This window comes from Paenibacillus sp. DRB1-1 (assembly GCF_052119485.1).
Lineage (GTDB): Bacteria > Bacillota > Bacilli > Paenibacillales > Paenibacillaceae > Paenibacillus > Paenibacillus polymyxa_B.
Genome location: NZ_JBODQH010000001.1, coordinates 3703567 through 3717724 on the forward strand (window position 1 = coordinate 3703567; position 14158 = coordinate 3717724).

Annotated in this window: 13 protein-coding genes; 7 read left to right on the forward strand and 6 right to left on the reverse strand. The window is 46.4% G+C overall.

Features of this window, described 5'->3' with window-relative positions; translation table 11 throughout:
- Positions 1 to 89: 89 nt before the first annotated feature.
- The 3 genes from ACQW03_RS16445 to ACQW03_RS16455 all read right to left on the reverse strand — a co-directional run bounded on the left by ACQW03_RS16445 (position 90) and on the right by ACQW03_RS16455 (position 2056).
- Positions 90 to 947 (reverse strand): 1,4-dihydroxy-6-naphthoate synthase, encoded by an 858-nt coding sequence (locus ACQW03_RS16445; RefSeq protein WP_441950643.1) that lies wholly within the window; start codon positions 945 to 947, stop codon positions 90 to 92.
- Positions 948 to 1610 carry a futalosine hydrolase gene (locus tag ACQW03_RS16450; protein ID WP_104497964.1) on the reverse strand — a complete coding sequence of 221 codons (663 nt, stop codon included), beginning with the start codon at positions 1608 to 1610 and terminating at the stop codon, positions 948 to 950.
- 200 nt (positions 1611 to 1810) lie between these two features.
- Complete coding sequence (locus ACQW03_RS16455) at positions 1811 to 2056, reverse strand: hypothetical protein (protein ID WP_007431922.1); 246 nt, start codon at positions 2054 to 2056, stop codon at positions 1811 to 1813.
- A gap of 307 nt (positions 2057 to 2363) precedes the next feature.
- Between ACQW03_RS16455 and ppk1 the strand changes: the two genes are divergently transcribed.
- Positions 2364 to 4472, forward strand: coding sequence for a polyphosphate kinase 1 (gene ppk1 / locus ACQW03_RS16460; protein ID WP_023990162.1), 2109 nt, complete (start codon positions 2364 to 2366; stop codon positions 4470 to 4472).
- Here ppk1 and ACQW03_RS16465 read toward each other — a convergent pair.
- The gene (locus ACQW03_RS16465; RefSeq protein WP_441950646.1) at positions 4432 to 5967 is read right to left on the reverse strand and encodes a Ppx/GppA phosphatase family protein; all 1536 of its coding nucleotides are present in this window, start codon (positions 5965 to 5967) and stop codon (positions 4432 to 4434) included. The genes ppk1 and ACQW03_RS16465 overlap by 41 nt on opposite strands.
- Before the next feature lie 217 nt (positions 5968 to 6184).
- Between ACQW03_RS16465 and ACQW03_RS16470 the strand changes: the two genes are divergently transcribed.
- Complete coding sequence (locus ACQW03_RS16470) at positions 6185 to 6841, forward strand: YheC/YheD family protein (protein WP_076294225.1); 657 nt, start codon at positions 6185 to 6187, stop codon at positions 6839 to 6841.
- 281 nt (positions 6842 to 7122) lie between these two features.
- The gene (locus ACQW03_RS16475; protein WP_007431918.1) at positions 7123 to 7266 is read left to right on the forward strand and encodes a sporulation histidine kinase inhibitor Sda; all 144 of its coding nucleotides are present in this window, start codon (positions 7123 to 7125) and stop codon (positions 7264 to 7266) included.
- 160 nt (positions 7267 to 7426) lie between these two features.
- On the opposite strand, the gene ACQW03_RS16480 is transcribed toward ACQW03_RS16475, so the two are convergent.
- Positions 7427 to 8431: an NAD(P)/FAD-dependent oxidoreductase gene (locus ACQW03_RS16480; RefSeq protein ID WP_441950649.1), complete on the reverse strand. Its 1005-nt coding sequence runs from the start codon at positions 8429 to 8431 to the stop codon at positions 7427 to 7429.
- A gap of 236 nt (positions 8432 to 8667) precedes the next feature.
- Here ACQW03_RS16480 and ACQW03_RS16485 point away from each other — a divergent pair, with 236 nt between their 5' ends.
- From ACQW03_RS16485 to ACQW03_RS16500, 4 genes are all read left to right on the forward strand, one after another.
- The gene (locus ACQW03_RS16485) at positions 8668 to 9858 is read left to right on the forward strand and encodes an NAD(P)/FAD-dependent oxidoreductase (protein ID WP_025724040.1); all 1191 of its coding nucleotides are present in this window, start codon (positions 8668 to 8670) and stop codon (positions 9856 to 9858) included.
- 136 nt (positions 9859 to 9994) lie between these two features.
- A complete protein-coding gene (locus ACQW03_RS16490; protein ID WP_076294223.1) occupies positions 9995 to 10501 on the forward strand; it encodes a MarR family winged helix-turn-helix transcriptional regulator in 507 nt (168 codons plus the stop codon).
- Positions 10502 to 10614: 113 nt separating this feature from the next.
- Complete coding sequence (locus ACQW03_RS16495; protein ID WP_076294222.1) at positions 10615 to 11952, forward strand: HlyD family secretion protein; 1338 nt, start codon at positions 10615 to 10617, stop codon at positions 11950 to 11952.
- The gene (locus ACQW03_RS16500) at positions 11949 to 13076 is read left to right on the forward strand and encodes an ABC transporter permease (RefSeq protein ID WP_441950652.1); all 1128 of its coding nucleotides are present in this window, start codon (positions 11949 to 11951) and stop codon (positions 13074 to 13076) included. Before ACQW03_RS16495 ends, ACQW03_RS16500 begins: the two co-directional genes overlap by 4 nt.
- Positions 13077 to 13165: 89 nt before the next feature.
- On the opposite strand, the gene hemQ is transcribed toward ACQW03_RS16500, so the two are convergent.
- Entirely contained in the window at positions 13166 to 13945 is a 780-nt protein-coding gene (hemQ, locus tag ACQW03_RS16505) for a hydrogen peroxide-dependent heme synthase (RefSeq protein WP_023990152.1), read from the reverse strand.
- Positions 13946 to 14158: the final 213 nt, after the last annotated feature.

A 14158-nucleotide genomic window follows, 5' to 3' on the forward strand; every position in this document is an offset into this window, starting at 1 on the left:
CACGGCTAGGCCATGTGCTCGTTCGGGAGGTTTTATATGTTTAAACTACTCTATTCCGAAGGAAAACATGCATGGCATGTCTACCCCTTTTAACGTGTTGTTGTGGAAGTAGGGCGCAGAAGGGCTAAATCAAACGAAGGTACCAGCCCTTCCTGCGCAGCACGACCGAGCAAAGCTTCGATGGCGGCATATCCGCTGTCGCCCAGATTGGCGGTAAAATCGTTTACGTACAGGTCGATATGCGATTGGGCGACATCGGGTGAAAGCTCCTGCGCATGAGACAATACATATTCACACGAAGCTTCGGGATGCTTCCAAGCGTATTCGACAGAGGCGCGTATCCAGTTTGTGATCGCATCCAGATCCAGCGTACGGCGGGCAATAATAGCTCCGAGCGGGATCGGCAGCCCTGTATCTTCTTCCCACCAGTTCCCCAAATCGACTTGCTTACTAAGTCCGTAGGACGGATACGTGAACCGTGCTTCATGAATAACCAGTCCGGCATCTATCTCCCCGTCACGGACAGCAGGCATGATTTGGTCGAACGGCATCACGACGATCTCGCCGACACCCCCAGGCACATGCTTGGCTGCCCACAGGCGGAACAGCAGATAGGCAGTGGAACGTTCACTCGGAACGGCTACACGCTTGCCGGACAGGGCTTCCGGGCCTTCGACGGTGGAACCTTCCTTGGTCAGCACGAGCGGTCCACAACCTCGGCCCAATGCGCCCCCGCAAGGCAGCAGGGCATATTTATCCAGCACCCAAGGGAGTGCAGCATACGAAATTTTCATGATATCCAGTCCGTCTGGTGTGATCGCCAAATTGTTGGTGATGTCGATATCGGCAAATGTAATGTCCAGCGCGGGTGCGCCCGGAATCAATCCATGCGCCAGGGCATGGAAGACAAAAGTGTCGTTAGGACAAGGTGAAAAAGCAATTTGCATCTATATAACCTCCGTTAATGTAGAAAATGCGGCTTCCAACGCTTGCAAAGCCTCTTTGACGCGCCAGGCTGCACGGTCACGTGGACCAACAGCATTGGAAATCGTGCGGATTTCCATCGTCGGCAGTTCCAGCCTATTTGCCGCCACGGCTACGCCGTAGCCTTCCATCGCTTCCGCAGCGGCTCCGGGAACGCGCTTGGTCAGCCGTTCCGCTGTTGCCGCCGTGCCGGTGGCTGTTGAGACAGTCAGGATCGGCCCCGCGACAGCAGCCTGTCCGGCGGCGCGCAACGCCAGAACGAATCGCTGCGCGGTGGCAACGTTCACGGCAATTCGGCTTGAGCCGAAACCCAGCTCGTCCACGCTACTGAAGCCCTCTGCCGTCTCGGCCCCCAGGTCGGCGGCAATGATCTCATTAGCAACAACGACGCTCTCCAGTGCAGCGACCTCCGCGAAGCCGCCACCAATTCCGGCGCTGATAATCAGGCGGTAGTCACCAGCCGCCGCCAGTGCTAGCGCGGTTGAAGCCGCTGCGGACGGAGCGCCCACGCCAGCCAGCTCGACCACAAAACGGGTATCGCCTTTCAGGCCCCGCAGTACAGCTTCCCGTTCGCCTTCAACCGCGGTCATAACCAGGATGCGTCCATCTGATGTTGTATGCTCCATCGGTTGATTCCCCTTTAAATTTAGGTAATATGCTACCTTATCATACTGCTTTTCGAAACGATGTTCAAAAAAAGCCGACAAAAAAAGCGCTCTGAGGCGCTTTTTGGAAAAACTGCAAGATTCAGCAGATATGAAAATCGGTAAATGTAACATAAAACAATTCTAATCTGGAAGAACAGCGCAGGCATAGCATATAATAATTATATCGGCTGATCCTTCGTGATTAACTGAAACATGGTAATATTGCGGTCATAATGGCTTGGGGTTCCATCTTGATTGCGCACCCGAATCATCTCGCTACTGAATAACTCGATATATCCACAGCCAATCTCACAGTATACACCTGTAGGGTCCTCTTGCCAGACCGAAACGAGGTGTTGAGATAGCGCCGCGGTGAAAAATTCGATGTTTTTTTGCAGTACGCGTGGCGTTTTCTTGGGTTCCATAACGTAAATCCTCCCTATATCATGCCATTTGAAAATCAGCAATTGAACGTGGCTTCTAAATGGTTACTACACATCATAATGAACATAAACAACTGAAAAAGGAACGGTTCGTCAATCTACTCTATGAAACAGACGTAAACACTGTACCGCTTAATGCTATTTTTGTAAAGCATCCGATTGACCTTTTCAAACATCCAGTTTGTGTTTACACACATTTTACATTGCGTTTACACTGCTGTGATGCTAGTGCGTTTCATCTAATAGTACAATAAAGGGTAACTATACTGCATGAATTGATGGAGGCCATATGTTGATAGAGAGTCAGAATAAGGATAAAGCCGGGTCAGAACGTTACTTTAACCGAGATTTAAGCTGGATTGAATTTAATCGCCGTGTGCTTCAGGAAGCTCAGGATGCAGATACACCGTTGCTGGAGAGAGCCAAATTTTTGGCGATTGTATCTAGCAATTTGGATGAGTTTATGGCTGTACGTGTTGCAGAGACGCGCGAGAAGATCAAGGCGGGTTTTATGCAAAAGGATTTTACGGGATATACCCCCTCCGGTTTGTACAAACGCCTGATCAAGCGTACCGTCTCGATGGTATCGGAACAATACCGGACCTATCGTGATATTTCTCGCCTCTTGACGAAAAAGGGTCTTTTACTGCTCGAATATGAAGGCTTAAATACGACACAGCGCAAGTCGCTGGATGCATATTTTCATGAAATTATATTTCCGGTGCTCACGCCGATGGCGGTCGATCAGAGCCGTCCTTTTCCACTCGTTCACAATAAATACGTATATTTAGCGGTCGTCTTGAGACGTCCCGGGGATACGGAGGAGGATAAACCGCTTTTTGCCATTGTGCAGGTGCCTTCGAATATTCCACGTGTTGTTACGGTGCCTTTGCGGTCGAACAGCAAGAAGAAATCATTTATTTTAATTGAGGAACTAATCAAGCATCACATCCAAACGCTGTTCACCGGATATGTTCCGGAGGCGGTTCATGCCTTTCGTGTTACGCGTAACTCCGATTTGTCCATTAATGAAGAAGAGATCGAAGATTTGCTCGAAGAGATTGAAAAAGAGCTGCGTCGAAGACGACGGGGGGCGCCGGTAAGACTGGAAGTAGAAAAAGGGATTCATCCCTATGCCCTGATGGAGCTTCAACGCGAATTCAAGCTGTTCGATCATGTGTTTGAGATGGACGGGCCGTTGGATCTGACGTTTTTGTCGTCTTTTGCCGATCATTTGGAGGGGTATTCACATTTGAAATTTCCGGCAATCAAACCACTGTATCCGGAAGAACTGCCCCCGCAAGAGGATATTTTCAACGTACTTCGCAAACGGGACGTGCTCGTGTACCATCCGTATGAATCATTCGATGCGGTAACTGATTTTATCATTGAGGCATCAGAGGACCCGGATGTGATGGCAATCAAAATGACCCTGTACCGTGTCAACGGGGAATCGAAGCTGATTCCGGCATTGGCACGTGCGGCTGAATCGGGCAAGCAGGTAACGGTAGTGGTGGAGCTGAAAGCCCGTTTTGACGAGGAACGTAATATTGCCTGGGCGCGTACGCTTGAAAAAGCAGGCTGTCACGTAGTGTATGGGCTGGTTGGCTTGAAGACGCACGCCAAAATCATTCTTGTAATACGCCATGAGCGTAACGCACTCAAACGATATGTGCACGTAGGCACAGGCAATTATAATGAAAGCACGGCGCGCGTGTATACGGATATCGGATTGTTTACGTCGGATCCGGTACTTGGCGAGGATGCCTCCGAACTGTTTAATGAAATTACGGGATTCTCTGCGCTCAAGACTTTGCAAGCTTTTACGGTGGCTCCAACGGGAATGAAGAACAAGCTGTTTGAACTCATCCGTAGAGAAGCTGAGCAAGCATTAGCAGGTAAGCCCGCCCGGATTATTGCCAAGATCAACTCCTTATCCAATCAGGAGATGATCGATGAACTATATGCGGCTTCCCAAGCAGGTGTGAAGATTGATCTTATCATTAGAGGGGTCTGCTGTTTGCGTCCGGGTGTGGAAGGATTCAGCGAGAACATACGTGTCATCAGTATTGTAGACCGCTTCCTGGAACATTCCAGATTGTTTTATTTTGAAAATGGAGGCAATTCCGAGTTGTTTCTGTCCAGTGCGGATTGGATGACGCGAAATTTGACCCGCCGAATTGAACTGATGTGCCCGATTTATGATGACGGAATCAAAGAAATGCTGGCAGATATTCTGCATTTATCGTTAAGAGATAATGTGAAGGCACGCCAGCTTATGCCTAACGGCAGCTATCAATTTGTGTCCAGAAACGACAAAGAGGCTCCCATCAGAAGCCAATCTGAAGCGATGAAGGTTAGAAATTGGAAGAAGGTAGAATGGACCACGACAATGTAAGATTCCATGCCCTTTGGAAATCTTTGGCAACTGATTCTAGCTCCCGTTGTTCTAATATGGGTTCACTCTTGCTTTCCAGACGAAGATGCAGTGCATCATCCCCTGTAGTGGGATTGATGCTGCTAATCATTCCGGACTCACTCCGATCCATGCCAATCGCGAGCTGGAGCAGCGAGCCGAGCCGATGTACACGTTCCTCGTCGGAAGGCTCCAAAATATCTGCATGTGTGCGTAGCAAACGGGGTGTTCGGTTCTTGGGATGGTAATCCGCGATCAACGCGGCTAGTACCGTTTCCCTATGGGATAAACCGCCAATGCCTGCATGTAAGATCCAGAACACGGAATTCTGGCGGAAATGATAGTAATTCAAGGCAGCTCCCGTTTTGTAAAGAGTTGCTGCGGTCAGTAACAAGCGTTTGTCCATAGCCGCTGAGGTTCCGCTAGCTAATGTGTCATAGAGCCGGACGGCGTACTCGTTAACCCGCTTGACATGCGCTTCGCTAACCGGGACAGCAAACGAAAGGATATTGCGAATGGATGTGATAAGCGGATTAGCTACCACGGGCTGTTCAGCGTTGACCAGCTCATGAAATAGGCCGTCTCGCAGACCCGCTCCACTGACCAAATACGCGGAGCCTTGAGCAGCTTCAAATATCGTTTTCAATATAATAAGACCCGGTACAATGATGTCGGCTCTGTCCTTGGACAGGCCGGCTGTTTTTTTGCGTTTTTCATAGGGAAGATGGGGCAGACTGCCATAGAAGTAATCGACATCTTCTATCTTCATTTCGTAATGGTGCGTCACAGGAAGTGAGTAATCCAGTCGTTTCTGATTGATTTTAGCCAAAGTACGCAGGGTTCCACCTAGCCCGATGAATGGCAGACCTGGATTGGAGAAGATCCAATCATGATTTTGCAGTGAAGAACGGACAAAGCTCTCCATTTCCTCAATCTGCTGAGGAGACCATTCGCCATTCCTGACCTCACGTCCAAAGCGCCAATTCATATTGACGGCGCCAAAGGGAAATGAAACGGTATGCAGTCGCTTTCGATCACGGAACAGCGTAATTTCGGTACTGCCACCCCCGATGTCAATAATGATTCCGTCACTTACATTCATAGTGTTCACTACGCCCAGAAAACCGGCATAGCCTTCTTGCTCTCCGCTCAGTATTTCCAGTGTTAAATTTGTCTCCTCCGCGATCCATTGGACGATTTCGTCCGAATTCGTGGCATTGCGGATGGCTGCTGTTGCTGCTGCACGCATACGGACAACCCCGTGCATATGGCATACCGCCATAAATTGGCGCAGCAATGGAGCGATGCTTCGAATCGCCTCCCGTTCCATACGGCCGTTGGCCCCAACCTTTTCGCTCAGTCGGGCAGCTTCTTTGCATTCCTGCACAATTCGATAGGCTCCTGTCTCTGTCATTTCATAGATCACCAGACGTATGGAGTTTGAGCCAATGTCCATGATGCCAATTTTGCTATTCATGAGTTGACCTCCTTGTTGAACAAACGATTTGCCGGTAATTTCCGCTGCTCCGTGCAAATGGTAGTAGATTATTGTCATTGTACCAGTGATGTTCGGTGCATGCTACCGTTCGCCATGATCTTGTCGAAATAGACACATGCCGCGGACAATCATCCAAGAATAGAACATTCCTGTTGAGTATGTATAAGTATACCTGACGGCGAAAGGAGAGGGTTAGATGAGGCAACTTGCAAGCAAATGGCTCAAGACGAAGGCGCTGCTGCACCATCCACATACCGCCGTTTATATACCGGAAACCTGTCTATATAGTGAAGATCAATTGCGCATGATGCTACGGCGGCATGCTTTTGTATTTATAAAACCTGTAAAAGGAGGCGGAGGAATCGGAGTCATGCGTGTGGCAAAGGAGCGTAGGGGATACACTTGTACGCGTATGGAGCATACACACCGGTTCAGTCATTTTAGAGCACTTGTATTCGGAATCAATAAGCTCCGAATCCAACGCCCATATCTCATTCAACAAGGCATCCAACTGGCAAGTATACAAGGTAGACCTGTCGACTATCGAGTCAAAGTTGTGAAGGAAGGGCAGAGATGGGATTTCCGTGCGGTAGTTGCACGTCATGCTCGTCCCGGGCTGGTCATTACGAATCTGTGCAGAGGGGGAACTTTGCTGAAGGGAACAGAGGCGCTTCGGATGATATATCCCCGGCGGCTTGCTACTCAAAAGCGGCGAGAGATCATTCAACTTACACAACGCTGTATTCCTGTACTGGAAAGAAGCTTTCCCGGGATCGGACAACTGGGATTTGATTACGGGCTTGATCAGAATGGACGGGTATGGATTTTAGAGGTTAATACAAGACCTCAATAATTTCTGTTTTCTTTAAAAAAATTCCAATTTAATCTATTAACAAGGCGCTAAATATAATATATTTATATAAATAATAAAAATATTTTTTTTGTGTTCAAGCGTCAAAATTCTGTGTATAAATATTGTCCACATAATCCCCTGTCACATATATGGGTTAACGACACTTACCAACAATTTATACACAGGATTTCCACAATTGACTGTGGATAACAGAACGCTTGTTCCGTTTTTGGTATTTTGATAGAATAGATTTTGAAATAAAAGGAAAGGTTGTGTCGAGGATGGCTATGCTGACGGATGAAATGCTTTTGGATTCCTATCAGATGGCAATCGAGCTTAAACTTGAATGTGACTTCATTGCACTGTTGCTGGCTGAGATTCACAAAAGAAATCTAGAGATGAATACAGCCGTAGTCCTTCATTAGACCGGACAAGCTCTCGTACTGCGACTGTAAAGTCATTCAGGGTTCGAATGATTTTACGGACAATCACTGCAACGAATAGGCACACCGTAAAAAAGGGTATTTCACTCCAAAGATTCAAATTTGGAGTAAAATACCCTTTTTTGTCATAGTCTAAACTAGACTACAATTTCATGTTACTGCTGTGACCGGGAGACAACTTGGCATCTGGATCTACATAGACCTTGGCGTTGTTGACTGCCGTAGGAGCTTCACCAAAGCCGACCGCAATCAGCTTGAGCTTGCCTGGATAGGTCGTAATGTCCCCAGCGGCGAAAATGCCGGGCATATTTGTTTCCTGGCGAGAATCGACCACGATAGAGTTACTTTCGATTTCAATTCCCCATTCAGCAATCGGGCCAAGTGTGGATACAAATCCAAAGTTAACGATCACATCGTCCACTTCGATTTCCTGTGTTTCTTTGGTTTTTACATGAGCAAGAGTGACTTTCGTAATCGTGTCTTCTCCATGCAACTCTGTAATTTCCGTTGGTGTAATAACGTTTACTTTGGAAGCGAGGAGGTTTTCGACACTGTGTTCATGCGCACGGAATTTGTCACGGCGGTGAATCAATGTAACCTGTTCTGCAATCGGTTCCAGCATAAGTGCCCAGTCTACAGCAGAGTCACCACCACCGCTGATTAGCACTTTTCGGCCTGCAAATTTGCTCAAGTCGCTGACAAAGTAATGCAGGTTCGTTTTTTCAAAACGTTCGGCACCTGGAAGCTCCAGTCTGCGCGGCTCGAAAGCACCCACACCAGCGGTAATAATAACCGCTTTACCATGATACTCGCCACCTTTGTCTGTTTTCACGATGAAGTGGCGTTCTTCCTTTTTCTCTAACGATACGACTTTCTCTTCTAGCTGCACCTCTGGATTAAAGTGGTTCATTTGTTGAACCAAATTGTTAACCAGTTCTTGTGCAGTCACTTTAGGAAAGCCAGCGACGTCATAAATATATTTTTCAGGATAAAGGGCTGCAAGCTGGCCGCCCAGTTGGGGCATACTTTCAATTAAGGTGACGGATGCCTGACGCATTCCCCCATAAAAAGCGGCGAAAATACCGGCTGGACCGCCTCCGATAATGATCAGATCGCGGATCTCCGCACCTGTAGATTGATCTGTCACTCTAAAAACACCTCCGAAAGGGATAGTATGGGATTTGTAGATATTGAATCAGCCGCATAGAGGTTCAGATAGCCGCCGAACGCATGATTCACTGTTTATCATTATAAACTGCTGGGTTCCGCTTGCAAAGTTAAAGCGATTAATATTTGATGAAGACTTTTCTGTGTATAAATTAACCGTTTTGAGAGAACAGCTTTGAATAATTAATGATTATGTATATCGGAAGGGGTAGAAGCATGAGCAGTATTCCCAAAATTGTCATTGTGGGCGCTGGATATGGCGGTATATTGACGGCTCAGCAATTGCAAAAGGAGCTCAAGCACAATGAGGCGGATGTCACGCTGATCAATCGACATGATTACCACTATATTACGACACATCTTCATATGCCTGCGGCAGGTACGGATACGATCGAGCATTCAAGGATTCCGATTGCCCAGCTAATCGATGAGTTCAAGGTGGATTTAGTCAAAGGAACGGTTAAGGAAATCATACCAAAGGAGAAAAAAATCGTGCTGGAGGATGGCTCGCTGTCCTACGATTATTTGGTCATCGGACTAGGCGGGGAACCAGAAACATTCGGTATTCCAGGGATGGATAAGTTCGCGCTGACGATTCGCAGTATTAACTCGGTTCGCCTAATTCGTGAGCATATTGAATACCAGCTGGCCCTGTATAAAAATGACGGTAAACCAGGTCGCCTCAATTTCGTCGTAGGAGGCGCTGGTTTTAGTGGCATTGAGTTTGTAGCGGAGTTGGCGGATCGATTGCCACAGCTGGCCAGAGCCTATGACATCGATTTTAACCGGATTCAAATCATTAACGTCGAGGCAGCTCCTACGGCGCTGCCAGGGTTCGATCCTGAACTGGTGGAGTATGCGATGGATGTCCTTAAGCGTAAAGGTGTCACCTTCCGCATTGGAATTCCGATTAAGGAATGCTTGCAGGATGGTGTAATCGTTGGTGAGGGTGAGAAAATCGAAGCCTGCACGGTGGTTTGGACGGGAGGGATCCGTGGGAACGGATTGATCGAGAAAGCCGGATTCGAAGTGATGCGCGGAAGGGTGAAAATCGACGATTTTCTGCGTGCACCGGGCCACGATGATATTTTTATTATTGGGGACAGCTCCCTGATGTTTAATCCTGAAGGACGCCCTTATCCACCGACTGCCCAAATTGCGATGCAGCAAGGGGTCCTTTGTGCCAAAAATCTAGCCGCTACCCTTCGCAAAAAGGAGCTGCACAAGTTCGTATTTTCCAACAAAGGGACGGTTGCATCTCTTGGAAAAGGCGAAGCCGTCGCCGTGGTGGGCAAACGCAAAATAAAAGGTTGGGTGGCCGCACAATTGAAAAAAATTGTGGATCTCCGCTATCTGTTCATCATTGGTGGAATTCCGCTGGTACTGAAAAAGGGACGGTTTTTCTAAAGGTAGAAAGGTTTCCTTGACTCCTAAAAAGGAGCATGGAGACCTTTTTTATTTAGGGGAACAAAAAAAGGGTATTGACTCATAACTATTTGACGACGTATAGTATGGTTACTAATTACAGAGGGGGAGCTTCAGATTGAATTCTGATTTTAATATCAATGCTGATCCCAAGAGAATAAATTTATTGGCAGAAAAGTTTCCAAATGCGGACTCCCAATCGTTGAATACGTTGGTACTTTTCGTGCAGGCAGCGCATGAAGTATACAATGGAGTGTCTTCCAGACTGTCGGAATATGGGCTATCTGTAGGCAACCTGAAAATTTTAATGCCATTGTTTCTTCATGAACGTGCATTGACTCCATCCGAGCTGGCTGAATATTCAGGAGTTACTCGTTCAACAGTAACCAGTGTAATTGATAAGCTGGAACGAGACGGCATCATCCGGAGAAGTACGCTGACGGATCGACGTATGACTGCAATCTCCTTGACTAATGAAGGTAAACAGTTAATGACGGAAAGAATTCCGTTGTTTATGCAGCTTTTTTCTGATTTGATGAATGAATTTACGAAGGAAGATCATATTCTATTTGCTACGTTATTAAATAAGCTTTCCTCAGGACTTGAACAGATAAAACGGGAATAAAAAAATTTCCCAACTCAAATAGTTAGACGTCGTACTATCAGGTTTCTTATTAGTTTTCGACTATTAATTTTTAACTATCATTGCTAAATCATCATGAAGGAGAGTTTATTGTAATGAACAAAAAGATCATTGTGTACGTATTACTTGTTGTCGCGTTAGGTACCGGGGGTACGCTAATGGCAATGAGCGGCAAGGATGCTGTGAGTATGGCAGCCCAACAAAAAAATACACTGCTTACGGCAGATACCGTGAATGTTGCTTTTCAGGGCGTAGGGGGAAGAGTAAACACGATTGAGGTGAAGGAAGAACAACAGGTGAAAAAAGGGGATGTGCTCATGACCCTCGATCCTGTAGACCTTGATTTGCAAATTGAGAAATTAAAAACGGATATCGCACAGGCTGATGTGAAAATAAAACAGGCTAAAGACGGGCTGCAAAATCAGTCGGAGAAAATTTCGAATTCAGAAAAACAGGGGCAATTGGACATTCAAGCCGCGCAAGCGGGAGAGTCCTTATTAAACCAAGGCACACGTGCGGAGGATATTGTAAGACAAAAGCTGGCTATTGAAGCAGCACAGCAATCGTTGGACGCAGCTCTGACAGGAGTAGAGACAGCCAAAAGAAATGCGGAAATCGCGCAAAAAACAGTAGCATCCAGACAACAGGCTCTGGACTTGGCTAAAGTGAATTACAACCGTATCCAAGCGTTATATGATGCCGGAGCTGGAACCAAAGCAGAACTGGATAACGCCAAAAACCAACTGGATAATGCCCAAATCGCGTTAGATACAGCTAAGGATCAGGTTGAAATTGCCAATAACCAGATTACAGCGGCTAGCAAACAATCGGACATTGCTAAAAATGGGATCGCTCAGCAGCAAACCGCTTTGGACAAAATGGAGGCTGGCGCAACTGCTGAGGAACGCCAGCAGGCTCGTATCAAAACAGAAAAAGCCAAGGAAGCCCTGACTCAAACCTCGCAAACACGAAAAGATGTTAAGAATAGCGAATACAATGTGGATCTTCTGGCTCAACAAAAGCAGGCATTGAGTGTTCAACTTAAAACTTTGGAATTGCAGCGCGGACGTATGGTGCTGAAGGCATCTACAGATGGTAAGGTGGCACGTATTGTACCTAAAATGGGAGAGATCGTTTCTACGGGGGCAACGGGCGCCGTTATTGAAACCAATCAGCTATACTACGATATTTATGTGGGCGAGGATTCCATATCACAGTTTAAAGTTGGGGGAAATGTGACTTCGCACGTTGTAGCTTTAGATAAAGGTGTCCAAGGCAAGGTGAGGTACATTACTTCTGCCCCTCTGTATACCAACATGAGAATGAGTCGGGACAAAGGTCTGTCGGATATAAGCTCCTTCCAAGTACGGGTGGATGTCCAGCGAACATCTGAATTATTGCCTGGAATGACGGTAGAGGTTGTGACGAAATGAAGGCGTTTATAGAAGAATGGAAGCTGATGATCAGCGACAAGATGGTTTTTATTATGCTGCTCGTTCCTATCGTGGTAGCTGTTGCCTTTGGATTTGTTTTTAAAAATAATCAGCTTAACGATGCCTCTGTAGCTGTAGTTGATTTAGATCATAGCAGTTATAGCCGACAGCTTATTAATAAATTAGATGCATCGCAGTATATTGATGTACGCCATGTGCAAGAGAACGAAACCGATCCGAATTTACTTTTATATAATGAAAAGTTTTTTGCGGTGATTTACCTTCCAGCTGGGTTGGAGGAAAATAGGATTAAAGGGGTTCAGAGCAACATCGGTTTTTATGTAGATAATACGGTAGGTCAGGCTACTGGAAATCTACGCTCGGCAGTCACAGAGATCATGGCGACGGAAAATGCGATGCTGGCTGGTGGTGGATTAAAGGGTATGGGAATGAGTGACAGTCAGGTTACAGGGCTTACTTCCAATATGCTGCTTCAGCAGCGCCTGTTATATAATCCTACCAATGCTACTTTGATGACCTCGGTTATGGGGTTCATTAATACGGTCATGATTTCACTGATTGGTGCTACTGTACTGACAATTGTCCCGCGATTGCGGGAGCAAGGAAGATTAAAAGAGGAGCTTCAGCATTCGTATGGCTTGATTCTTAGGGTGTTGCCGTATGCGTTAGTAGGATGTGTGTCCTTTTACCTGTCTATTGGTTTACTTAAGCAAATTGGCGGACTACGCTTTGAAGCGAATGTATGGCAGCTCAGTATTCCATTTCTCCTGTACACGATTACGTTGGGTTTGTTTGCGATGGCTTTAGGATGGAATGCGGCCAATCCTGGAAAAGCCTCCCCACGCCTCATGCTAATTATACTGCCTTCGTTTTTACTGAGCGGCGCTCAATTGCCAGTGGCTATGCTGCCTCCATCGCTGCAATATGTAAGTAACATCCTCCCATTAACCTGGCATTTCAAGTTTTTGAGAGGTATGGGCTTCAAAGGTGGGAGCTTAAAATATTTTATTCCCGAGTTGGGAGGCTTTTTGATCTTACTAAGTGGTTTGCTGCTTATTATCTTTATTCTGATTGCTCTGGAGAAAAGAAAGCTGGTGCATTGAGGTATATAAAAAAGGATTCCGTCGTCCCGAAAGTGGGAGTTCACGAAATCCTTGATTGTATGTTGCGACATAGTTCCGACGCTTATGGTTTACAGCTTCAACATGTCTTCAAATGTTTCTTCATTCAACACGCTGCCGACATAGAAGGAGCCGAATTCACCGTAACGGGCACTGACTTCATCAAAACGCATTTCGTAGATTAGCTTCTTGAACTGAAGTGCGTCATCGGAGAACAGTGTTACGCCCCATTCCCAATCGTCAAAGCCGACGGAACCGGAAATGATTTGCTTTACTTTGCCAGCATAGCTGCGTCCAATTAAGCCGTGGCTGCGCATCAAGGTGCGACGCTCGTCCATCGAAAGCATGTACCAGTTATCGTCCAGGTCACGTTTTTTGTTCATTGGATAGAAGCAAATATAACGGGCCTTGTTTAGTACAGGCTTCAAGCGTGCGACAATTTGTGGATTTTGCATGGGATCTTCATCTTTGCTCAAATAATTACTTAGTTCCACCACACTCACATAAGAATAGGTTTTGGTTGTATATTTGGCGAAGGTTGTTTTGTTAAAGTCATTTTCCAGCTTATTGAGGTCTTCCAGCGTTTCGCGCAGGTGCATCATGACAAAATCAGCCTTTTGTCCGACAACAGTATAGACAGCTGAACTGCCCAGACCCGCTTCCTCGGTAACGTTCCATTCCTTCATAAACTCTTGAAGCTCGTCCAGTGCTCCGGCGCGCTCTTCATCGTCTGCGGTCTTCCATGCTGTCCAGTTAATGGACCGGAAATCGTGAAGCGCATACCAGCCTTCCAGTGTGGAGGCTACTTCGTTGGGAGTTGCTGGGGTTTGTTGAGGTTGATGTTGACTCACGATCTACACTCCTTTGCGTCTGTAAATGATAATCGGCTTAGCCGAAATATGTGTACTTCCTTATATCATTCCTGTATCCAATACGTGATGCTTAACCATTATATTGTAGCTCAAAGTAAAGCTTTTCACCAATGAAAGAAGTGTGAAGAATTTTATTTTTACCATGATACAGGTCACAAAGTCTTAAAATAGTTAGTATTCTCGAAAAAAGTA

Coding starts and splice junctions, on each gene's coding strand:
- ACQW03_RS16445 (WP_441950643.1), bottom strand. CDS start 947: ATGCAAATTGCTTTTTCACCTTGTCCTAACGACACTTTTGTCTTCCAT.
- ACQW03_RS16450 (WP_104497964.1), bottom strand. CDS start 1,610: ATGGAGCATACAACATCAGATGGACGCATCCTGGTTATGACCGCGGTT.
- ACQW03_RS16455 (WP_007431922.1), bottom strand. CDS start 2,056: ATGGAACCCAAGAAAACGCCACGCGTACTGCAAAAAAACATCGAATTT.
- ppk1 (WP_023990162.1), top strand. CDS start 2,364: ATGTTGATAGAGAGTCAGAATAAGGATAAAGCCGGGTCAGAACGTTAC.
- ACQW03_RS16465 (WP_441950646.1), bottom strand. CDS start 5,967: ATGAATAGCAAAATTGGCATCATGGACATTGGCTCAAACTCCATACGT.
- ACQW03_RS16470 (WP_076294225.1), top strand. CDS start 6,185: ATGAGGCAACTTGCAAGCAAATGGCTCAAGACGAAGGCGCTGCTGCAC.
- ACQW03_RS16475 (WP_007431918.1), top strand. CDS start 7,123: ATGGCTATGCTGACGGATGAAATGCTTTTGGATTCCTATCAGATGGCA.
- ACQW03_RS16485 (WP_025724040.1), top strand. CDS start 8,668: ATGAGCAGTATTCCCAAAATTGTCATTGTGGGCGCTGGATATGGCGGT.
- ACQW03_RS16495 (WP_076294222.1), top strand. CDS start 10,615: ATGAACAAAAAGATCATTGTGTACGTATTACTTGTTGTCGCGTTAGGT.
- ACQW03_RS16500 (WP_441950652.1), top strand. CDS start 11,949: ATGAAGGCGTTTATAGAAGAATGGAAGCTGATGATCAGCGACAAGATG.